The 23,437-nt window shown below is 30.8% G+C and carries 17 protein-coding genes and 1 pseudogene; 1 reads left to right on the forward strand and 17 read right to left on the reverse strand.

Annotated features, from left to right (window positions below; translation table 11 throughout):
* Positions 1-272 precede the first annotated feature (272 nt).
* From GXK57_RS21685 to GXK57_RS21695, 3 genes are all read right to left on the reverse strand, one after another.
* Complete coding sequence (locus GXK57_RS21685) at positions 273-596, reverse strand: hypothetical protein (RefSeq protein WP_160680109.1); 324 nt, start codon at positions 594-596, stop codon at positions 273-275.
* Positions 597-620: 24 nt separating this feature from the next.
* Positions 621-6,632 (reverse strand): DNRLRE domain-containing protein, encoded by a 6,012-nt coding sequence (locus GXK57_RS21690; RefSeq protein WP_160680110.1) that lies wholly within the window; start codon positions 6,630-6,632, stop codon positions 621-623.
* 101 nt (positions 6,633-6,733) lie between these two features.
* On the reverse strand, positions 6,734-7,495 hold the full coding sequence (locus GXK57_RS21695; RefSeq protein WP_160680111.1) for a hypothetical protein: 762 nt from the start codon (positions 7,493-7,495) through the stop codon (positions 6,734-6,736).
* Positions 7,496-7,938: 443 nt separating this feature from the next.
* On the opposite strand from GXK57_RS21695, the pseudogene GXK57_RS26695 reads away from it, so the two are divergent.
* A pseudogene (locus GXK57_RS26695) lies at positions 7,939-8,223 on the forward strand (DUF6444 domain-containing protein); the annotation flags it as partial.
* Between the two features lie 523 nt (positions 8,224-8,746).
* Here GXK57_RS26695 and GXK57_RS21705 read toward each other — a convergent pair.
* The 14 genes from GXK57_RS21705 to GXK57_RS21770 form a co-directional block, all read right to left on the reverse strand.
* On the reverse strand, positions 8,747-9,640 hold the full coding sequence (locus tag GXK57_RS21705; RefSeq protein WP_160680112.1) for a GNAT family N-acetyltransferase: 894 nt from the start codon (positions 9,638-9,640) through the stop codon (positions 8,747-8,749).
* Positions 9,641-9,887: 247 nt separating this feature from the next.
* On the reverse strand, positions 9,888-10,166 hold the full coding sequence (locus GXK57_RS21710; protein ID WP_160680113.1) for a CD3324 family protein: 279 nt from the start codon (positions 10,164-10,166) through the stop codon (positions 9,888-9,890).
* Between the two features lie 365 nt (positions 10,167-10,531).
* Entirely contained in the window at positions 10,532-11,353 is an 822-nt protein-coding gene (locus GXK57_RS21715) for a GNAT family N-acetyltransferase (protein WP_160680114.1), read from the reverse strand.
* A 387-nt stretch (positions 11,354-11,740) separates the two neighbouring features.
* A complete protein-coding gene (locus GXK57_RS21720; protein ID WP_160680115.1) occupies positions 11,741-12,661 on the reverse strand; it encodes an alpha/beta hydrolase in 921 nt (306 codons plus the stop codon).
* Between the two features lie 388 nt (positions 12,662-13,049).
* Positions 13,050-13,952 (reverse strand): AraC family transcriptional regulator, encoded by a 903-nt coding sequence (locus tag GXK57_RS21725; RefSeq protein WP_160680116.1) that lies wholly within the window; start codon positions 13,950-13,952, stop codon positions 13,050-13,052.
* A gap of 181 nt (positions 13,953-14,133) precedes the next feature.
* A complete protein-coding gene (locus tag GXK57_RS21730) occupies positions 14,134-14,961 on the reverse strand; it encodes a GNAT family N-acetyltransferase (RefSeq protein WP_160680117.1) in 828 nt (275 codons plus the stop codon).
* Positions 14,962-15,134: 173 nt separating this feature from the next.
* Entirely contained in the window at positions 15,135-16,121 is a 987-nt protein-coding gene (locus GXK57_RS21735; RefSeq protein WP_160680118.1) for a D-isomer specific 2-hydroxyacid dehydrogenase family protein, read from the reverse strand.
* Positions 16,122-16,615: 494 nt separating this feature from the next.
* Positions 16,616-16,966, reverse strand: coding sequence for a hypothetical protein (locus GXK57_RS21740; RefSeq protein WP_160680119.1), 351 nt, complete (start codon positions 16,964-16,966; stop codon positions 16,616-16,618).
* Between the two features lie 2 nt (positions 16,967-16,968).
* The gene (locus tag GXK57_RS21745; RefSeq protein WP_160680120.1) at positions 16,969-17,289 is read right to left on the reverse strand and encodes a hypothetical protein; all 321 of its coding nucleotides are present in this window, start codon (positions 17,287-17,289) and stop codon (positions 16,969-16,971) included.
* A gap of 264 nt (positions 17,290-17,553) precedes the next feature.
* Positions 17,554-18,987, reverse strand: a complete 1,434-nt coding sequence (locus tag GXK57_RS21750) for an ABC transporter ATP-binding protein (RefSeq protein ID WP_160680121.1) — start codon at positions 18,985-18,987, stop codon at positions 17,554-17,556.
* A gap of 84 nt (positions 18,988-19,071) precedes the next feature.
* Positions 19,072-19,416 carry a hypothetical protein gene (locus GXK57_RS21755; RefSeq protein ID WP_160680122.1) on the reverse strand — a complete coding sequence of 115 codons (345 nt, stop codon included), beginning with the start codon at positions 19,414-19,416 and terminating at the stop codon, positions 19,072-19,074.
* Positions 19,409-21,247 (reverse strand): ABC transporter ATP-binding protein, encoded by a 1,839-nt coding sequence (locus GXK57_RS21760; protein ID WP_160680123.1) that lies wholly within the window; start codon positions 21,245-21,247, stop codon positions 19,409-19,411. The genes GXK57_RS21755 and GXK57_RS21760 overlap by 8 nt, the downstream gene beginning before the upstream one ends.
* Positions 21,248-21,344: 97 nt before the next feature.
* Positions 21,345-22,079: a GHKL domain-containing protein gene (locus GXK57_RS21765; protein ID WP_160680124.1), complete on the reverse strand. Its 735-nt coding sequence runs from the start codon at positions 22,077-22,079 to the stop codon at positions 21,345-21,347.
* Entirely contained in the window at positions 22,072-22,800 is a 729-nt protein-coding gene (locus GXK57_RS21770; protein ID WP_160680125.1) for a LytTR family DNA-binding domain-containing protein, read from the reverse strand. The genes GXK57_RS21765 and GXK57_RS21770 overlap by 8 nt, the downstream gene beginning before the upstream one ends.
* Positions 22,801-23,437 lie beyond the last annotated feature (637 nt).

The raw sequence follows: 23,437 nt of genomic DNA on the forward strand, positions 1-23,437 counted from the left end.
TAGCATTTTAGGCAATACTTTTCATACTGCAACGTGTCGCACCGGTATCATACCTATATCCTCTATACAGGTAAGGATTCTTCATTCCTACTTGATGCAAGTACTTCTGTAATTGCAATCGGCTTACCCCAAGTATCATAATAATTATACGCTACAACTTGTTTTTCATTTCCATCTACTTATAATATTATAACACCTTGAACTTCTCTAATATAATAAGAAAAAACCAACAGGTTTCCCCATTGGTTTCGTTTAATTATTGGTATCATTAATTAATCCGGTAAAAGATAGTCATCAACTATCTCACCTACAAGATTAAAAACCAGTTTATACTCTGCAATATTAATATCGTCATACTTTATAGATGCATATGCTATAATGCAATCATTCACATAGTCATCTGGCCAATTTACTATTGTCAACGCAACCTTCGATAACTTAACACAAATCATTTCTTGCTCTAGTTTACCATATATAGAGTAGAAGGTTTCTGAATCTTCCTCCAGAAAATTGTTATAGTAGTTCCAAAAACCTTTTATTGTTCTTTTTTCAATATCATTCTTTACAGCCCATTCTCTTAATTCAAGTGTATTCAATTCAATTTCTCCTTATAATATTTTTTAATGTAATGCTTTATCAAAAACATCCCAAACATATTCACCTGTGCTTTTGTCAAGGTTGCCATATAATCTATAATTCGCAAAGTCATCCTTTACTTTAACCTCAAATTCAAAAGCTTTACCTCCCACTTTAGTATTAGGAGCTAGTCTTTTTATCCCACTCTGTCCCTCTGGTCCAACAATACCTTTATTCATAGCTTTCGTAAAAGATTTGACTCCTGCTTTACCTAACTTTTTATTTAAGTTCTTTAGAGCACGGTTATTTATTCTCGAATTATTGCCAATCTTGCTTGAGTTTTCAGCCACCTTTTCCCCATTGTTTGGATCAGGACTATTATCACCATTTGTTCTTTCGACTGCATTTTGAACAGTAGAAGTTAACTGCGAACCATAGTTAGAAATAATCATATTCATTTCATTTATAATAGGTGGTCCGTATACTATAACTGCTGTAACTATAGCAGTTATTGCACCAATAATTTCTGGTGCAAACAATAATGGTAATAGGAAAGGAAAGTGTCCATCTGGATCTTGTAAATTTACAGGATTATTCTCGCAATATGCAAACATATTATGCGATAACAACTCGCCAGTTTGTCCAGCTAATCCATCAGCATTAATAAATCTACCCCACTCAGGATTATAATATCTTGATTGTAGATAATACAACCCAGTCTCGGTATCATACCTATACCCTCTATATCTATAAGGATTTTTAACTCCTACAGTATCTTTTAGACTTCCTGTTATTGATATAAGTTTTCCCCAAGTATCGTAAGTATAACTTACTACTTGGTTTCCTGAAGTGTCTATTAATCCTATTATATCACTTTGGGCATTTCTTATATAGAAGTATTCTGTGCCGTTTAGTACCATGCTAACTAGTTTTCCATTAGCATCGTAATTATATCTTATGCTTGTACCTTCTTCATCTTGCTGAGATATTACTTTATCTCCATCTAGATAGTACTTTGTAGTTACTCCATTTACACGCTTTTCTGTTCTTATTCCTGCATCATTATATTTAAATCCTACGACACGACCATCTCTTAAACTCATATACGCTAGTTGTCTTCCAGACTTCCAACCAAAGGTATTGCCATCATAAGACAATGGATTTCCTATTTGGTCATAGGTTATGCTCTTTCCATTGTAAGAAGTTAGTTTATCCTTCCAATTACCATCTCCATAGCTGTAACTAACATTATTTGTTGCAGCTCCTAAATTTCCTGTTGTGTATGGATACTGTACTTTGCTTACAATATTTCCACCAGCATCATAGCTATACACCATAGAATAATTTAATGTTTGATTGTCTTCTCTTGTAACTTCATTAAGCTCATTATAAGTATAAGATATAACTTGTCCATTTTGTGATATACTTTTTATATTTCCGTTGGCATCATAGGTATAACCTATATTGTTCCCATTATTACTAATGGTACCTATTTTATTGGAATCCTTCGAGTCTGCTCCCGGCTTAACTATATATATTCTTAAAGCCTCAAGTCTTAGGCTCTGACCTGTAGTCCCTGCCATAGCTCCGTCCTGTACTGGTTCTGTCCATCCTTTATCTTGTAATTGAGCTTGATACCAAACATGATAACCTGCTGGGGCATTTACTAAATTTATTTTTATTGCCTCAATTTGATAGTTTGACGCTATAGCACCTGCATTTGTTCCACCATAAACAGGATCTTGCCAGCCTATGTTAGATACATGGGTCTGATATTGAATTCTCATTTTATTTAGAGGATTATTTGTATCTGTAGGAACGTTAGTTAAATTCATATTGATTTCTTGATACTTCAAGGATTGTCCTACAGTTCCAGACAATTCACCATCTAATTTTGTTCCTTGCCAGCCCACAGTGTCTACATAACCATTATAGTTTACCCCAATACCTGAAGCAGTAGCCCCTGGAGCATAACTATAATTAACATTGTACTGAGTAGATCCTGTCTTTATAACATTGTTTGTCAACCTTCCCAAAGAATCATAATTATTATCATACTCGTCGGCTCCATAGGTAGTACTCTTTAGTTTATTATCAGCATCATAACTATAGTTTACGGTGTATGATTTGCCAGATGAATTGTAGTTTACAGAGCTAATATTATTATTATTGTCATAATTATAACTTATCATATTTCCAGTTGAATCAGAAACTCTTACTAGCCTATTAGAATTATCATATACATATCTATAACTAACGTGATTTTCTAAATCATTTTTATAAGCTAAATTACCAGCAGCATCATATTGGTAAGTATAGCTCGGCAACTCTACAAGTATCTTTACAGCTTCTATCCTTCTATTCTGTCCTACTGTTCCTGCTATATCCCCATTTGATACAGGATCCATCCATCCAATACCATCAGCATATACTTGATATCTTACATTATAACCTTCTGGGGCTCCTTCAAGTTGAATTCTTAATGCCTCTATACTTAGTGATTGTCCAACAGTCCCTGCTATACCTCCATCATATACCCAGTTCTGCCAGCCTACATTCTGAACATGAGCCATATACTTTACTTTCATACCAGATGGTGCATTGGTTAGCTGAACTTTTAAAGACTCTAATCTTAACCCTTGACCTGTTGTCCCAGCTAAACTGTTGTCACTTGACCAAGGATTCTGCCATCCTATATTTTGAAGTTGTGCATCATACGTAACTCCAACAGTAGTATTACCACCTACATTCCTTGATAAGATTCTATTAGAATTGTCGTAATAATTGCTTACCGATTGTCCATTTCCATAAGTGGATTTTGTCAATAAACTAGTTCTTGGTTCATAGGTATTAGTAATTAAATTTTGGTTTCCCACAGATACACCGGTATTGTTTCCCAAAGAATCATAAGCAAAATTATAGTTAAAGCCATTATGGGTAATCTGACTTATTTTATCATTCTGATAACCATAGCTATTAGTTATCTGCTGTCCGCTTACAGTCTTACTAGTACTTGTTAGATTATCAACACTATCATAAGTATTACTTGTCTTACTTCCTTTCGGGTCAGTTATACTATTTAATAACCCTTTGCTTTCATCAAAATCATAGCTTACTGTATTACCCATACTGTCTGTTAAAGACTTTATATAGTTACCACTGGAAGTATAATCAGCTTTTGTTTGAATATAGTCAGCTCCATCGCCTACTCTTGCACTAACTGCATTTCCATTGCTATCATAATTAAAGCTGTAATTTACGTTAGCAGCTGATGTTCCTCTTGTAAGATTATGTTTACTGTCATACTCGTACTTAAATGAGTTACCTTTTGGATCTACAGCTCTTAAAACGTCATTATTGCCATTATACTCAAACTTAGAGTTTTGTGTTGCTAGATCAGCAGTGGATACTAAATTACCCTTTGAATCATATTGGTAACTCTTCGAAAACTCTTCTTTGTATAATTGGACTCCATCAAAATATGCAGTATTTGCATTATCTCCATATATATAATATATATCTATTTTTGAATAATCTGAATTAGTTACGCATCTTCCAGATATATATTGCCAATCATTAGAGTCTTTGTTGAAATCGAAATTCACACTTTGACTTCCACTTGAACCGCTAAAGACAGCCTGCAACTGAAAAGTACCGCTTGGAACTGAATACGCTTTTGCCCAAGCACCAACTGTGTAAATATCTCCTGCTTTTCCTTTTATATTAATTGATTGACCTAATTTCTTTTGTACTCCATAAGAACCACTTACTTGATATACAGAATTATCTAGGTTTGCTGGGTGATCAGAATCACTAGTAGAAACTAATCCATCAGACCCTCCTGTGCTAATAGTATTCCATCTATTAGGCGTTCCTGAGGAGCCTGTTAAATCACCATTATCTACTAAGTTATATCTGTTTGCTACACCACCTTCTTCTAATTGCATACTATCAAAATACGCTGTGCCAGTTTCTTGTAGCATACTAACTCTAGTTAGTACATTGTAATCCGCTGCATCCATAGGAAGATTAAAAGTCGTTTGTAACTTCTGCCAGTCATTACTTCCATTTAAATAGTTAGAATCTATACGCTGATAGTTACCAGATTTATCTTTATAATAAAAACTTATTACCGCACCTTCTCCGTAGGTATTAGATACATTTACAGTCTTTACATAAGCTGAAAAAGTATAAGTTTTTCCTGGTTTCAATATATTCCACTGATCAAAATACTGTCTACTTACATTATCTGTTTTATTTATCGCTAAGCTTTGATTGCCCATATAACTAGCTGCTGATGTAAAGCTGCTTGATCCACTACCACCATCTGTACCAACTCCCCATGAATCTGAGTTTTCAGCATCATGATTTGTAAGCAAGTTAATTACAGTCTTTTCAAGCTTTGATTCTGATGTTACCTTTGAAGCATTTGTGCTGTCAGTATATTTATAATACTGAGCACTGCCATCTGCATCCTTCATACACAGTGTCTTACCTACATTATCAAATTGGTATATACTTCTTCTTCCTTTTACATCGGTAAATGTAGTGCTGTTATTCCCGTAGGACACACTTAATTCATCACCTAAGGTTCCATTGGTATTTGATTCTAAGAGATGACTTACTCTATACGGAGCAATCCCATAATATTGATAAGAGATTCTGTATCCATCATAATTTGTTGCACTTACTAAATTATGATTACCATCATAAGAGTAACTTGATGATTTATTATCTGGATAAGTAATTGTAGTCAAATTGCCATTTCCATCATAATTATAAGCTATAGTCCTGCCTGCTGTATCTTGAATTGATGTTAGTATTCCAGAAGAATTATAATTTAAAGATGTAACTCTCCCTGATCCGTCTGTGACTTTTGTAATATTCCTAACTCCACTACTTGAAGTACCTCCATAGGTAAATGTAATAGTATTACCATTAGCATCCTTTATATAATTTAAGTCATTAGTTGAGGAACTAAAGTTTATCTTATTATTCTTCTTATCGCTAATTGATAAAGATCCATCTCCCTCTTTTGTCAATGAGAGTCCTAAATTTAATTCATCATTTATTGGCATTGAGCCTGAATTTTGAAAATAATGTTTAGTACCATCTTCATCTGTATACTTATAGTATTGAGTATTATTTATGGTCTGACTCTCTAATCTTTGATTTATATTAAGTCTCCATCCAGCTCCAAAACCTATATTAGAAGTAGTAATATCATTACTATTAAAAACATGATTTATTGATACAGGCATTCTGCTTCCACTCATATCAATGTCATTGTGAGTAAATACTAGATTACCATTATAATCATTAATATAGGATGTACCGGCTCTCCCTACATTTTGAGAGTGATATGTCCAGTAGTTCTCGATTCCACTATTATTTATATAGTTGAAAGAAATCATTGGTCTTGCGGAAGTAAAAGCATCATTCATATCAGAAGACCAAAAGGCAGTATAATTAGAAGAATTATCTTGTTCCAACATAATTCCATAATTATTTCCCGTTGTGAACCACTGCTTTACAATACTAGTAACGTCCCAGTTTACCCATTGATTCTGATTACTTGTAATCATATTTAAGGCCTCAATATGAGAATCATAGCTTGGTTGAGTACCCCAAGTCAATTTACTTGCATCAAAGTCTTGAGTTACATTGTGGACATTTACTTGATTTGAAGACACGTTGCTTACATCTGAACATTGAAGTAAGTTTAACTGGGCATTGGTTATCATATCTCCGGTGGAAAGCTTAGGCAAATCAAACTTAATGTAAGTTCTACAAGTGCCTACATTACGTGGTGTTAGACCAACCCTCACATATTGATTATTGCATTTGTTTTCAGTATCAATTGATGCTACAAAAGTATCGTGAATCTTGCTACGTTCTAATGAAGTTTGCATTGAAGGGTCTATGGTTACTGGATATACTCTATCACTACTACTTAACCAGGTTTTATCAGGAGTTAAGGTTAATAAATATCCATTCTTAGATTGATTAATCGCTACCTCAATTTTATCACTGGAGTTGTTTACCTTATCATACATATAAGGTGCTTCTATTTGAAATACTTTTTTTGACTTGTCTTTAGAATCAAAGAATATTATTGATTTATCTTGTTGTAAAATTGGCGTAACATTCTTTGTATTTATGTTAAACGAAAAGCTAGTATATCATTATATTTATTAACAATTAAGTTCTCTTTAATATCACTACCATTTAAAATATACTGCAAATCAGTATTGTCATACACATTTTGAAAGTTTACCTGTGAAGTAATATTCTTTAAATCTTTAATTTTTTCATTAGTCTTTAAATCTTCCTTTATCTGTTGTTTTTCATCTGAGGTTACTTTTGTCAACTCCTTATCGTTATTAACCTCATTTTCTACACTTTTATCTATATCATCATTTATTTTATTTTCATCTGCAGTAACCACCGATGCTTTTGATGATTGGACATTTGATAAGCTCCAGTTTATTTCGTACTTATCTTTTTTCATTTGTACAAGCTTCTTTGAAGATGAATTCTTTGAAATTTTAACCTTTATGTTATTTTGTTTATTTTCCAATACATTATTTCCATCATCATCTTTATCTTTCGATTCCTCTAAAGTATTGTCAATATCTTTCCACTGACCACCGTCTTGATAGTGAATCGCTGAGTTGTATTGATCTACTTCAAAGCTTCCATCTTCCTTTTGAAATTTTTTGCTGTTTTCTGTTCTTTCATTTGTCAATTCTTTTGTTATTTTCTTTGACTTTTGATTTTTTACAACAGATGTATTAGTACTATTTTCAGCATTACCACTATTACTCTTGTTATCTTTAGCATAAACAGGTATCTGCATTGAAGAAACTGAAAAACAAATAACCAATAGTAATGAAATAAGTTTTTTTGTATTTGACATATAGACCCTCCTTATAACATAATTTAACAACTTCATTGTATCATGTTGTATATATCCTTTTATGTAAAATCATAGTGCAACTTTTTATTTTTTTGTTATGTTTTTTATCGTTAAATTTATAAATATTACATATTATCCCACAAAATCGTAACAAAGCAAGTAATTATCCAGTTATTTAAATAATTGAATAAATATTATGCAATTATTTTCCACAAAACCCTTTCTCTTATCGTTAGTTTTTGATATTATAAATCCTGTCTAAAAAAACTAATGATAAGCTGGTGACTTACGTGAGCGAAGGCCAAATAATTGAAATCTATAACGAAGGGATTTCTGAAGTAACTGATGTTATCAAAAATTTATCTAATCAAATAAAAGAACAAAATGCTCAAATTGAGTCATTGACATCACAAGTTAAATCATTATAAACCCAAGTTAATAAAAAAAGTAATAACAGCAGTAAGCCACCATCATCAGACGGTTTCAAAAAGAAAACTAAAAGTTTAAGAGTAAAGACCGATAAAAATTCTGGTGTTCAAGAAGGTCATGAAACAAAAGCTCTTGAACTTAATGATAATCCTGATAAAATAATTATTCCTACTGTAGATAAGTGCGATATTTGCGGAACATCCTTACAGGATATAAAATCGGAAAGAAATGTTATTCGACAAGTAGTTGATATCCCGGAGATAAAAGTTAAAGCTGTTGAACATAGAGCAGAAATTTAAAAGTTCCCAAAATGTAGAATAAGAAACACCTGTAAACTCTATTTCACCACTGCCAATACTAAAAAGGCATTTGCTCAATTTAAAGGAAATCCTTATATAGAATTTATAGTAACAACTTCAGACTTTGCAACAATTAGACTAAGTGGAAAATTTGAGTTTGCTAAAGATCTAGCTGAAAAGCAATTAGTTATAGATAATGCTCCTTTAGTAGCAAAAGGTTATAAAACAGCTGACAACCCAATTTTCGAAGTTTTTTATCTTCAACATGGTGAAGCTATATACTCAAACATATTATCTGGTAAGCCAGATGAAGTTTTCACTTTCTAAAACTAAGCAATAGAATAACTAAACAATTAAGAGAAGTCAATTTACCCTTTGACTCCTCTTATATTTTGGATGTACCATTTCATACTAAAATTATTTTTTTGGATTGAAGTATTGCTGATTCAACTATTTAGTTATATGTTCCCCATAACCCGTGATTATCGAACAGCTACAACTAAAGTTTAGATACAGCAATCCTTTATGCATGTGATAAAATAGGAAACATTAACTTGTGCTCTTCAAAAACTTTGCTTTTTTCTCCCAAGATAAAAAGCGTTGTATCATCTTCTGTTAGAGGCTCTAGATCGTACCCTTCAATAAACTTAGGAGTAAAACCGAAAAATACTTTTTTTATTTTTTTATTTACAAATCCACTAACAATGTTATCTAAATCGCTTTCTCTAGATGCAAATAAATCATTAATCGTTAAAGTACCTTTTTCAATATCTGCAACTACAATTGCATCTTCATTTCTTAAGTAATAGATTGAGTCACTATTATGACAATAAAACATTAGTAGCCATAAATTATTTCTAGCTGCAAGCTTTGAAAAGACTACTGAATTTGTAGCCTTATTCATAAATAATTGTCTATTACTTTCTAAAGACATGTCTAGCTTCTCAGCTAAACTCTCGCCATAGCAAGCTGATACATTTCTAGAATACTGATACTGTCTTGTTTGCCTAAAGCCGAACTTAGGATAAAAATCTAATACACTACTGTTAGCAAATAAATAAACAATATCGCATTTATCCTTCCACTGTTGCAGTATTCTTTCCATTAAAAATCTACACAAACCTTTATTTCTATAATTAGAGTCTGTCATCACAGTTCCAAGCTGTATAAATCTTTTATTGTTGTCTAATTCAACAAAGTCCATTATACTTACAGAAATATTAGCCACAACTTTGTTATGATGAACAAAAGAATAAGGTATATAGCTTTCTCCCCAATAACCTAGCATATACCACTGCTCAAAGTCGAATCCAAAGTTCTTTCGTGTTAGTTCATTAAAGCTTTGTCTATAATAAGTTTCATCTTTAAAATTTGAAATGAAGAAATACTCCTCATTATTTATAATTATACTCTCCATACCCTTATTCCCCTCTATATCTAAAAGAACTAATATCACCACCTTCTGAAAAAATCCTTATATATCTTTCTTCAAAAAAAGGCAACCTTTATCAATGTACCCTGTGGTGGATTTTTTAAGAATAAAAAACACTAATGACAAGATACTCACTAGTGTTTTATGGATATACCCCTTCATAACAAAGTTTATCTGTAAACGAAGAGATACTTCTATATCTAAATTAAATATCACCCAGATTGCTTAACAATCACTTTATTTCCTTCTTTTTCTTAGAAATAATTCTCTGTATAGATTTAGGTGATAGAAAATATTTCTCAGCTAAAGTATTAACTGAGTTACCTAATAAATAGTCTCCGTAAATTTTATTATTGCGCTCTAAAAGCTCTTTCTTACATTGGGTAAGCTCCCCCCACGCAATTCTGTTCTCTTCCTTTTTAGGTATATAAATATATTCTCCATCCACATACTTTTGTATTATTTCTAATATATCTTCAGGGAAAATGTCCCTGGCATTTGCATAGCTCATTTTATGCTCCTCCTAAATATAATTTAATTTTAGGATTGAGCAAAGGCTATTCTATATTTTAATTATTATCTTATGCAATAGCCTCTGCTACGCATAAATAACATATTCTGTCATAAAAACTTACCCCTTTCAATCATTCTTTTTCGTGATTAATTAGAACTTAATATCGATGATAAGACTATATATTCTTTGAAATTAAGCTCAATTATATTATAGTATATTAGAAAGTTATATGTCTATATTTCCCAGTAATTTAAATTGTATTATATTCATGTATAATATAAAAACTTCACCAAATCATATTTAATTTACTATTGCTGAACAATATATGTAGATTGTAAATGATGATTAAATATTTTACACACTTATCTATAGGTATGTTCAGCATAAGAGGAAATCTCAACAAACCCATTTCTTTCATATAACCTTTTAGCACCAGTATTTGTTTTCACAACTCCCAGTCTTATGTTATCAATAAATTTGGTTGCTTTCATATTTTTTATGCAATGTTCTAATATGTAACTTCCATATCCTCTATTTTGGTATATTGGATTTACAACAATATCCATAATATAGTTCTCTTTAATAATGTAAACACCAACTAATTCGTTATTTAGACAAAATGAATAAACTTGGTTAAAGCTATTCAAAGTATTAAGTTTTTCATGAAATTGTTCTTCATTTTTAGCGTACCCATTTATTTCCCAACCATTATCTATACTTAACTGATAATATGCACTATCAAATAAATCAATGAATTCTTTTAGCATACCGCTTTCAAAGCCTTTATCAGTTAAGTTGCTATTTTTTAATTTGGGTAGTTCTTTACTGGCATATTCAAGGTAATATCCTTCAATATCTAATTTAAAACCTAAATTCCTTACTAAATCAATTATTTTGGGATTATTTCCATACACGTTAAAACATACTTCTTTTGTATTTATGGTTGAAATGTATTCAGTAGTTTTATTATTAATTATTTCTAAAATATCTTCTATATTATCTTCATTAAGAAAAGAAGCATAAAAAATACAGCAATCCTTGTTGTCAACTTTAACAAAGACCCCCTTGTTCTGTTCTGTATGCATATAGTATAATACTTCAACATTTTTAAAGGAATTATATACATAATCCCTTGCTTGGGGGGATATATTACCTATTAACATCAATATTTCTTCTTGTGACATTATATCAATCCTTTCAATGCTATTGTTCTATAAGAAGAGCGAGATAACTTCGCCTTAATTTACTATATATATCTACATTGTAAACTAATTATATATTTTTTACCAAAACTTGTAGCAGATAGAGCCTTTGCAAAAATTAGTGTAAGGTTTAATGTAATTTATTATATAAATACCTTTAAATTATTGATTTAACCCAAAATAAAAGAGTGCAAAACCAATGTAATTTTGCACTCTTTTATTATTATATCTTTTGACTTTGCACCCTTCAAGTGAACCCATTAATAAAACCGGTGGCTTATTTAATTTTAGAGCTACAAAAAAACTAAAAGAGTTATCCTAGATGAAAAGTCCCCTTAAGGATAAAGTAGACGCTTTCATATCATGATGTCAGTAATTACAATTCTTCTTCACAAAGTCTTCAACTATATCTAACACTGTGTCTGTCCAAAATTGAGGTCCTCCATGATAGGCACCCTTTAGCTTATAAAAATCACTTTCCTTATCATGAGCTTTTAATGCTTCATAGAATAATATACTTTGTTCAAAAGGCACCAAAGGATCTTTATTTCCATGCATAATGAGAATGGGAGGGATAGTTTTTTCTTTGGATATATAATTAATAGGATTAGTTTTCTCAGCTTTCCCCTTATTTTCTATTACATTTACTCCTCCAATAAGTAGACCTTCTGGACTATCTGATGATATATGATCAGCTATGGATGCTACTTCATTCATCTTAGTTATATCTGTAGGTCCATAATAATCTATAACCGCATTGACCTTTGCAGAATACTCACTATATTCTTCCACATCAATATTTTCCATTTCCTGGGTAATACCAACTAAAACCGCAGTATGACCACCAGAGGAATCTCCCCAAACAGCTATGTTATTAGAGTCTATATTATACTCAGATGCATTCTTTCTTAGATATCTTATGGCTGTCTTTACATCCTGTACTTGAGCTGGAAATGGAGCTACTTGAGAAGGTCTATATTCTACTAAAGCCATAACATACCCTCTTTCAGCGAATTTTGATAATTGTGGTATGTTGGCATATAAATTTTGCTTCATCCATGCAGAACCTTGTACGTAAACTATACATGGAAACTTTTTACCTCTCATATCAAAGTAAGTTGGAATTATTATTTGAAGCCGTAAGTCTAAACCATCTCTACTTACATAAATTACATTCTCTCTATATTCTAAGTATCTGTCTTCACTATTTGTAGAAATAATCTGTACTCCCTCTGTAGTAGCTTCAGTCTCAGGAAAATCTTCGTATGGACAGTCCAATGGTTCTATCATATAATCTCCCTCCTAATTTCTTATTTCATTATTAGTCTCTCCTATCTTGTAAATAATGTCAATATTATACTATAACTTTTACCATACTTATTTAGATACCAATTTTAAATAAAGGCTATGTTTAATAATATTGTTGAAATTAAGTGGTCATGAAGGAGATGCTATATGAGCGAGCAGTTAGAATTAAATGATTTTTTCAGATGGAATGGCGTTAATAAACTGTATGTTCGAACGTAGTGAGTTTACAGTTTTAGCCATGGAATATGACAAAATCATATTAATTCTTTGCGCAAGCGAATCTAAGCATCGGATGACTGAGCACTTAATTTCAACACAGTACTTTAACAGATCCTAAATAAATTAGAAGGGGTTAAATTTCTAGCTCAACTTATGCTTCTTTTTTCACAATTGGTATCCAAACCTCAGAGTAGCACTTTCCATTACTTAAGTCGAAATAAACTTCAAGCTCCGGACCATCTGCATGTTCATAGCCTGAAGTCAGAAACCATTCTGGGAATATTCTAGCCCATACCTCTTGTATCTTCTTTGTGGTTTCATCTTCATTGTGCTCTTCAGTTCTAAATACCACCCAAGTATAGGCAGGTATTGATATTGAAGTAAATTCTTCAGGAACTTCTGCATTTCCTTCTAAATCAAATACACCTATCATATATGGGAAAGTATCTTCTCCAGTATTTCTGTAACACATAATTGCGTTTACACCTGTTGTTGCATCTTCTTCTAGTTTTGCCTCAGGCATAACCTTATTCAATCGGTCAATTGTTCCATTTTTGAAGCAATCTTGCCAAAACTTTGGTATTCTCACCAAATTATTGCCATTTGTCATGTCCTCTACTTCTTCTATACCAAAAAACTTAAATGGGGCTTTCTCTACGATTTTATAATTCATCTCAACCTCTCCTTTTATCGATATATGAAAAGAAATTGGTGGATAGGCCTTAAGTTGTGCACCTTTTTCCCTAGCGAAAGTTGGTGAAACACCATGAAGATTACGAAAAGCTCTAGCAAAGGCTTCTGGTGATTCATAGCCATACTTCAAAGCTAGGTCTATAACTTTAATATTTGAACTTTGAAGTTCTAAAGCTGCTAAGGTCAATCTTCTCCTCCTTATATATTCCGCTAAAGATACATCAGTTATAAAAGAAAACATTCTTTGAAAATGATATTCTGAACAACAGGCTATTCTGGCTATCTCTCCATAGCTTATATTTTCTGACAAGTTTTCTTCTATATAACTTATGGCACCATTCATCTTTTTTAGCCAATCCATAACCATCTCCCCTTTCATTTACTATAATAGCAGGATTAAAAATATAAAACCTTGCATTTTGTGCACCATATTGCAAGGTTTTATTTCATCAATATTCTATATTAATTCTTTGTGTAAGCTCATTAAATCATCAGCTTACCTACACTTAATTTTATTCCAGTTCTTTAACATTGCCTAAGGTTTAAACTGTTATACCAGGAAACATTAGCTTTTTCTTAATTTCTTTATACCCAAAAGCTTCATAAAGCTTAACTGCTTTTTTGTTTAACTGCCATACCTCAAGCCTAGACTTATATAAGCCTTTTGATATAAAATAATCGAATATATAATTCATAATATATTTAGAAACGCCTTTTTCTCTAGCCTCAGGCAGCACATATAAGGTTTCTATATAGCCTACTCCATGTTTTTGAAAAACAGTACATCCACCTATTAAGGTACCTTCCTTAAAAAATTCTAAGTTCTTAAAATATCTTCTCTGCTTTTGCTCTTCGTAACTTTCTAAATCCAATGGAGTGATAAATATCTCATCATATAATGATTTATATTCTTCTAATTCTTTTTCTGAATTCAGCTTAAGTTCTTTAACCTTTATATCCTTAGGCAGAGAATAATAAAAATCTTTAGCAATCTCTGCCTCCATTATAATGCTATAATCTTCTTCAAAACCATTTTTAATGTAAAAATCTAAATTATATATATCATATTCAAATCCAGAATATATTCTAGCCTTCAAATCAGGTCTAATATTTCTTAATTCCTTTGCTCTAAAAAATACTTTATCAAAAAGTTTTTGCTTTACTTCATCTGCTGTGGACTTTTCTAATTTATCCTCGATGTTTATACTAAGAAAAATTAAGTATGGAGTATCATAAGTTTGATGAAAGTTTATTGATGGATATACATAGGCACTTCCTAAATAGTCCCCCTCTTCACTTAAGGCTATAAAGATATTTTCCTTACTATTACCATATTGATCTTCTTGCGCATTAAATATGTTAATATTCATCTATTTACCTCCAATATATTTTATTAAAGCTATAGTACTTCAATGAAAAGACTATATTAAACTCTTAAGAAAATTATACTACTTTTAAAACCTTATATAAATTCTATTTTACTACAGAAAAAAGACATCCAATTCAATATGAATAAGATGCCTTTATATTTAAATATCAACTTTTATTTTAGTATCTCATGAACGCTTTCGCCCTTTTCAATAAAATCCACCAAACTATTTACCGAACTACAAACCATGCTAGTTACAGCAGCATCTGTATAGAAAGCCATATGTTGTGTCATTATTACATTAGGGAATTGTCTAAGATAAGCCATATCTCTATTGCTTATTATATCAGTACGCCTATCTAAATGATATATTCCTTCCTCATTTTCAAATACATCTAGTCCTAAGGCTCCTATTTTTCTTGTCTCAACTCCAGTTATTAAATCTGGAATATGCATTAGCTCTCCTCTAGCACAGTTAATTAGTACTACATTATCCTTCATCTTAGCTAGAGCTTCAGTATTTATCATATGATAGGTACTATCTAATAGTGGTGTGTGTAAGGTTATCACATCACTTTCTTTATACAAAGTATCCAAATCTACATAAGTTGCCTTTTGTTTAACTTTTTCATTTTCGTACTTATCATAGGCTAATATTTTTGATCCAAAACCTTTAAGATTGTCAATTACAGTTGCACCTATTTTTCCAGTACCTATAACCCCTATAGTAAGATCCTTCATTTCTTTGCCCTGTAGTCCCTTTAGAGAATAGTCATTTACATTTCCTCTAAACATTGCCTGCTTATAATGTCTTATACACATAAGTATTAGCATAACTGTGTAATCAGCCACTCCATTAGGCGCATAATATGAGTTGCTTACTTTTATCCCCAAGGTTTTTGCGTAATCGATATCTATATGATTGTATCCCACCGTTCTAGTTGAAAGGTAGTTTATCTTAAATTCCTTAAGCTTATCCAATATAACCGAATCTACTTTACTATGACCTAGAATCGTAACACCATCAAAATCTTTTGCTAAATCTATATTATTTATGTTTAACCCCTCTAAAATTAGTTTAATTTCTATGTTTAACTTCTTTGATAACTCTTCAAAAGCGTTTCTCTCATCATCTCTAGTATCGTAAGCAATAAATTTCATTAAGTACACCTCTCCATTTAATTTTATCTATATTAGTTTAGTTAGAAATAATATTTTAGTTACTTATAGCTGAATAACTTACTGGGAAAATTTATATTTTCCAACCCTATAATTTAAACTCAATTGAACTTTAATTTTAGTATTTTCTAAAGCATACTATTGAAATCAAGTGAGCATTAATCTAATGCTTTAATAATTTTACACAATGATTATACTATGGGAACTTAACTCAATCTATTAATATGAATTAATTTTCTTATTTAACATGGTGAAATAACACTTTATTAATATACCCACTTGTATTTTATTAAAATATTAATAGTCATTATATCAATTCTAATTCACTTAAAGCATAGTTTTCTTATTTTTTTCTATAAGTCACTATAATTATTGTGCTTGAATCCTAGAGTGGACTTGTTTCTATCTGAAGTATAGTTTTAGGTTTTATATCCCTATATGAATGTATTAAAAAAATGTGGGTGAGATAGAATCTTTTAATCTTTACTTTTATAGCTCTTGTAAAAATACAGCATACAGTGTAAGCAAATAATAATGCCTACTACTAAAAACGATTGATGATATGCACCGAGCATCCATTTAAAGCTTTCATCTCTATATTGTTGTACATCTACTAAGTTAAAATATATTAAAGTTAACTTAAAAGAAATTATTGGGGAAAATATTATTAGGATAACAGCAAAAACAAACAAAACAGCCTTACTTGCTTTACCATTACTATTGTCAGGTTGCTCAGTTTCCACTTTTTCAATTAGTTCGCAATTACAATCGCTGCAAATTTTATATTCGTCCTCATATTCACTATTGCATCTAGGACATTGCTTCATAACTATACTCCTTCATTAATTACTTTTACTTCGAATTGTTTATACGTACCAACCCTATCGCCCTGTTTTAAGTCCATATAATCTGAAATGATACTCTTTAATTGCAAATCATTAACTTCATAATCGTCATCTATCTTAAACCTATTACCGCTATTAGTTATAACTCCGCTAAGAATGTCATGATTGTCCCCATAGTAATTAAAGCTCACAGTATCTCCTACACACAGTTCTTGTCCATCATAAACAAAAAGACCTGTAGGTGTACCAATGTAACCACTAAAATTTTCTCCATGCTTTGATAAATATAATTTTTCATATGCCATAATTAATAAACTCCTTACTAAAAACTTCCTATACCAAAACATAATTTATAATTATCCGATAGTACCCACTTATAGGGATTTTATTCATATATAAATTGTAGTTGAACTTGACACTCTATATAAGGTTCTATTACGAAAACTTAAGTTGTGCATATTCAAAAAACCTGTAACTATGAACTCTAAGCATGCATAAATTAATCTCTGAAGTTAGATCACTATAAATATATACCACTTCAATTCAAAGTATACTTGAAAAGTTTGTTTTTAAGCACTAACTGTATCATCATAATATTTTGCTTGGGCATTCCATAAGCTATGATATAACCCTTCTTTATCTTTTAAAAGCTCTTCATGGCTGCCTCTTTGAACTATTTTCCCATTGTCAAATACAGCTATCTCATCACAAAATCTACAGGAGGAAAGCCTGTGGGATATATAAAATGTTGTCTTAGACCCTACTATTTCATTAAATTTGGAGTAAATCTCGAACTCTGCAATAGGATCTAATGCAGAAGTTGGTTCATCTAATATTATAATTGGAGCATTTCTATAAAGAGCTCTAGCTAAAGCTATTTTTTGGGCCTCTCCACCTGAAATCTCTACACCATCCTCTTCAAAGTTTTTGTATAATGCTGTGTTCAATCCCTTAGGCATAGTTTTAATCCTATCTCCAAATCCAACCTCATATAAAACCTCCTTAGCATAATCTTCGTCGTAATCTACAGAAGCTGCCACATTTTGACCTAAAGAGAAAGAAAACAATCTAAAGTCTTGGAATACAATAGAAAACACCCTAGTATACTCTTCGTAGTCATACTTGCTTATATCAATGCCATTTAAAAGTATTTGTCCTTCATTAGGCTCATAAAGTCTAGAAAGAAGCTTTATAAAAGTAGTCTTTCCAGAACCGTTCATACCAACAATAGCTAACTTTTCACCTATCTTAAGCTTTATAGATAAATTGTTAAGCACATAATCCTTACTACCAGGATACTTAAATGAAACATTCCTAAATTCTATTTCATATTCGTTATCATCTCTTTTTTCCACTGGCAGACTTCCTTTAACCTTGGTATTTTCAAGTTCTAAGAATTCTTTATAGATCTCTATATATTGATTATTATTCAAGATGCTTCCCAAAGATATTAAAAATTGACCACTTCCATCCATGAACTGCTTAATACTTCCTATATATTGAACAATACTACCTATAGTTATAGCTCCTATAATAGCTTTAAATCCTATAAATAGATACACCGCTCCACTTACAAGAGAAGAAATTAGACCATCAGCTCCATTGTATTTTGCATTTTTAATACCAACCTCATTAAATAAATTTTGAGAATTTGTATTAAAATCATTCATTTCCTTTAGTATTAATTTCTTTTCATCATATAGTCTAATTTCCTTACCCACATTGTAGTCTAAGATCTGATTAAAATAATAGGAAAAAAATCTATCCATCACTATTATTTTAGAGAAACTTTTAAAGAAAACATTGTTAGCTTTAGTTTGAAAGCTTATGCTGATTAGAACACTTACAATTATTAATATAAAGAAACTATAAGTAAATAAACTTGAGTTTATAAAAGATACATTTCTATCTCCTAATGCTTTTTCATTAAACAAGTTCATAACCATAACAATTGAAGTTATAAGTGTAAAGCTTCCTTTTCCTAGCTCTCCTAACTCATTCATAAGAAATATAATTCCTCCGCCATTTAACTTTGCAGCCTCGGTTATCTTTGTTCTTAAGATATAAGTTTCTGGATTTTCTATGTTTTAATAGGACATATTTAGTATCTTCTCATCAAGCTTCATTTTTTGATTATCTTCTATAAAACCTTTTAACTCACTGGCTACATGCTCTAATATAGTTGAAATAAGATGAACTAGTAGATTTAAGCAAATAGTAACCACCACTAAAGTTAATAGTTTGTTTTTATCTTTTGCCCCTGCTAATTGATCAATAATCTTAGAAGACATATATATATTTATAAATGGAAAGCTTGCTTTAAAAAAGGCTTCCAAAATGGTAACAGGTATTACCCAGGGCTGGAGATTAAAAATTTCTTTTAGACCAAACTTAAGTATAGCTGCATTTTTCTTAAATTTATCTTTATGCATATTTCTCATCACCTACACTTTCTTTATAGTAGTAACTTTGCATGTCATACATCTTCTTATACTGTCCATCTCTGTTCATAAGCTCTTCATGGCTTCCTTCTTCTAAGATATTGCCTTCTCCAACAAATAGTATCCTGTCACAAAATCTAGTTGAAGATAATCTATGAGATATGAAAATAGAGGTGCTACCTTTTGTAAGTTCATTATACTTTTCATATATTTCACTTTCAGCTAAGGGGTCTAAAGCTGCGGTAGGCTCATCCAATATTATAATAGGTGAATTTTTATACAAAGCTCTAGCAAGCATAAGCTTTTGCATCTCTCCACCAGATAGATCTATTGCTTCTTCATATATTGATTTAACTAACAGAGTATCTTTTCCTTTCTCCAAATTATTAATCTTTTTTGAAAGCCCTGACATTTTAATAACTTTATCTATTTCTTTAGAGTTTATTTCTTCAGTTGATTTCAAGGCTATATTTTTTTCTATGGACATCGGTAGCAGGTATACATCTTGAAATACTACAGAGATTAACGAATAGTATTCGTCTCTATTATATAGTTCAACCTTTGTACCATTAATTAGTACCTCTCCTTTTGTTGGAGTATAAAGACCGCAAATAAGCTTAACTAAAGTACTTTTTCCTGCACCATTAACTCCAACTAAAGCAATCTTTTCTCCCTTTTTTATATGAACATTAATTCCTTTAATAGTATAATCTTCGGCACCTGGATATTTATAATATAAATTTCTAAGCTCAATATCAAAAGGCATCTCATAAGAGTCCGGAAGCTTAACCCCTTGCTTTCTATTTTTACTATCTTCTAATTCTAAGTACTCTCTCAGATCACACACATCTAAACTTATTGAATTTAAAGAATTATAATTTTTAATAACTCCAGTAAGCCAGTTAGAAAAGCCACTTACTGCTCCAAAATATAAGACAAAATCACCTATAGACATATGTCTATATAATACAGAATAAATAAGAAAACCATAGGTTATACCATCTCTTAAGAAAATCAAGCTTCCATCAACAAAATTACTAAAATATCTATGATATATATTCTTCTTTCTATAATATAACTTTTCTTTTTTTAACCTAGAAAACATCTCTTTAAACCAGGGAAACATATTATATAGCCTCATATCCTTAGCTACTTTAAAGTTCCCTGCCCAATTTATCACATATCTAAGTTTCATTTGTATTGGTGTTATATTAGCCTTATTTCTATGTTCATAGTTATTTACATATCGTCCTACTAAATAATTAATTATTGAAGAAAGTACTAAAAACACAACTATAAAAGGATGTATTTTAGATATTATCTTTGAATAAATAATAAAACCAATAAGGTTTGAAGAAAGTTCTATTAACACCTTTATTATAGCCTCTGTAGCTGAATCATTTGAATCTATTGAATTACATGCCTTCTCAATCCGCTGTTGTCCCGTTGGGCCATCTATATTTTCAAAATCTGTATCCAAAGTTTTCTCTGTGATTAGTCCACTATATTTCATTCTGTAAGCTATACTTTTAAACATTGATAAGGATCTTAAACTGCTTAAAAGTATATTTAAAATAACCATACAAAGCACTGGCGCCCACAAACTAATAAACAAACCATTTATTGAACTTTTTCTAGTTACAGAGTCAATTACAATCTTAGGAATATAAATTCCTAGCAAAGGCATAACCACTATAATAGGTACTTGAAGCAATGCTACAAAAAATAATTTTTTGTCCCATCTCCATAAATTTTTTATAAGATAGCTTACGTTCTGTAAGGTTGAATAATTAGGTTTATCTTTATCGTTTTTACTTCTCATACTTATCACCTCACCCTCATGATAACAAGAATTTTAAAATCAATAATAAAAAAAGCACCAATGGTTATAATATTGACACCAATGGTACCTATACTACTTAAAGCGGAAGCATTACCTCAGTGGCAAATACTCCTTCTTCACTCTGTCTATTTATAAATCCATTATATTTATGAACTATACTATCAACTCTTTTTATTCCAAAACCATGATTGTTACCTAGCTTAGTAGTTATATATGAAAAGCCAGTTTTCTTTACATATCCACAGGTAGAGTTAGTAATTGAAATATAAAGCTGCTGCTTCATCTCTCTTATATACACTCTTATAAATCTATCCTCTTCTTTTTCTATTTTTAGAACAGCCTCCATGGCATTGTCCATAAGGTTACCAATAACAACACTTAGATCTATATCAGATATCCTTATCTCTTTAGGAACTGAGGCTTTTGCATTTACATTAATCTTATTACTTAATGCTAAGGATAGCTTTGAATTTAAAATTGCATCCACCATCACATTGCCGGTTTTCAAAACAGTATCTACTGATGTTAGGTCTTTGTCCAATGCATTTAAATACTTTTCCATATCGCTATATTTTTCTAATACAAGATGAGCTTTCATGGTTTGAATGTGATTATGATAATCATGTCTCCAACCTCTCATCTGCTTATATATATTCTCAACCTCGTTATAGTGCTTTGTTATTAAATCATTTTGATAATTGGCTACATAATTATTTAACAAGCGATAAAATATGTATCTAATGGTTATGGCCATCACTAAAGTTAAGAGTAGTACTCCAATGATTATGCCTAGTATTTTTATACTACTCATTTATGTCACCTCTAAAATATTTAATAAAGGCTAAATTAGTATCAGCATACATTCTTCTGCTTATGGGAATCTTTTCGCCACCGTCCAGTTCTAACTCACTTGTCCCAATTTTACTTATATATGCTAATCCAACTATGTACGATCTGTGACATCTTATAAATCTTTGTTTATTTAATTCCTTTTCTATAACACTAATACTTTTTCTTATAGTATAATTTTTATCTTTAGTATGCAATTCAATGCTGTGAGCAAAAGCTTCAATATAGGTTATTTTATTTTGCTCTACTTTAAGTATTTCCCCCTCTGAATTTATAAGGATAGTTTCAACTTCCTTAGGAAGCTTTGATATAGCTCTATCTAAGCAAAGATATAACTTTTCTTCTTTTATGGGTTTTATTAGATAATTTATAGCAGCTACATCATATCCTTCACTGATGTAATCAGTAACTGCAGTTATAAAGATTATATTGATTATTTCATCTTCAGTGCGTATCTTTTTTGCTAAGTCTATACCACTTTGTCCCTTCATCTGTATATCTAATAGTAGAATATTATACTTCTTATCCATACTATAAGCAAAATCAAAGCTTTCGGCGCTATAAAATCTCTCTACACAAACTCTCACAGCTTTATCAAAAGCCCAACTCTTAACCAATTTCTCTAATAGCTCAACCTGAATCTCTTCATCATCTACAATTGCTATATTAATTATGTCATTCATCTCTACTTCACCCTCTAATACTTATGATTCAAACTTAGTAACACCACTTTGTTCTTCAATTATATAATACAACTTATTACACTTCAAACATATATTGCCTCACACGGAAATGCCCTTTTAGTTATAACGATAAAGATATTGTTTTTGATGAACTATGGAATCTAACGTGTTAATGCTTACAACCTAAAGTGCTATGTAAATTAGAATAATTTTCCAAATGCAGTGACGAATATATTAGGAACAGTTTATATTTGTGATTTTGATCCCTATATAAATGTATTTAAAAAATGTGGTTATCAAAATCAAATACATATTAAATTTATCTATATTACTCATCAACATTTATTTAATACATTCGCATATAGTAGTATTTCTATCTATAATACCCAGCTTTAAAAAATGTACCACTTCAATCAGAAAAAATATTCAACCCATGTTTAAGGTTAAAAGAAGTTCTAAAATAATTTATCAGGTTTACTGGTACATATCTAAAGATAATCAAATGTAAATTTACTAAAACATACAAAAATCGTTGCTAATCTAAGATATTTAAAGCTTTATATTTGTACTACTCAGTACAATAAACTAATTAACCCTTAAAGGCTTTTTACAGATTTATACAATTACACCTCTTCGT

It is taken from the genome of Clostridium sp. C8-1-8, assembly GCF_009928445.1.
In the GTDB taxonomy this organism is placed as follows: domain Bacteria; phylum Bacillota; class Clostridia; order Clostridiales; family Clostridiaceae; genus Clostridium_AR.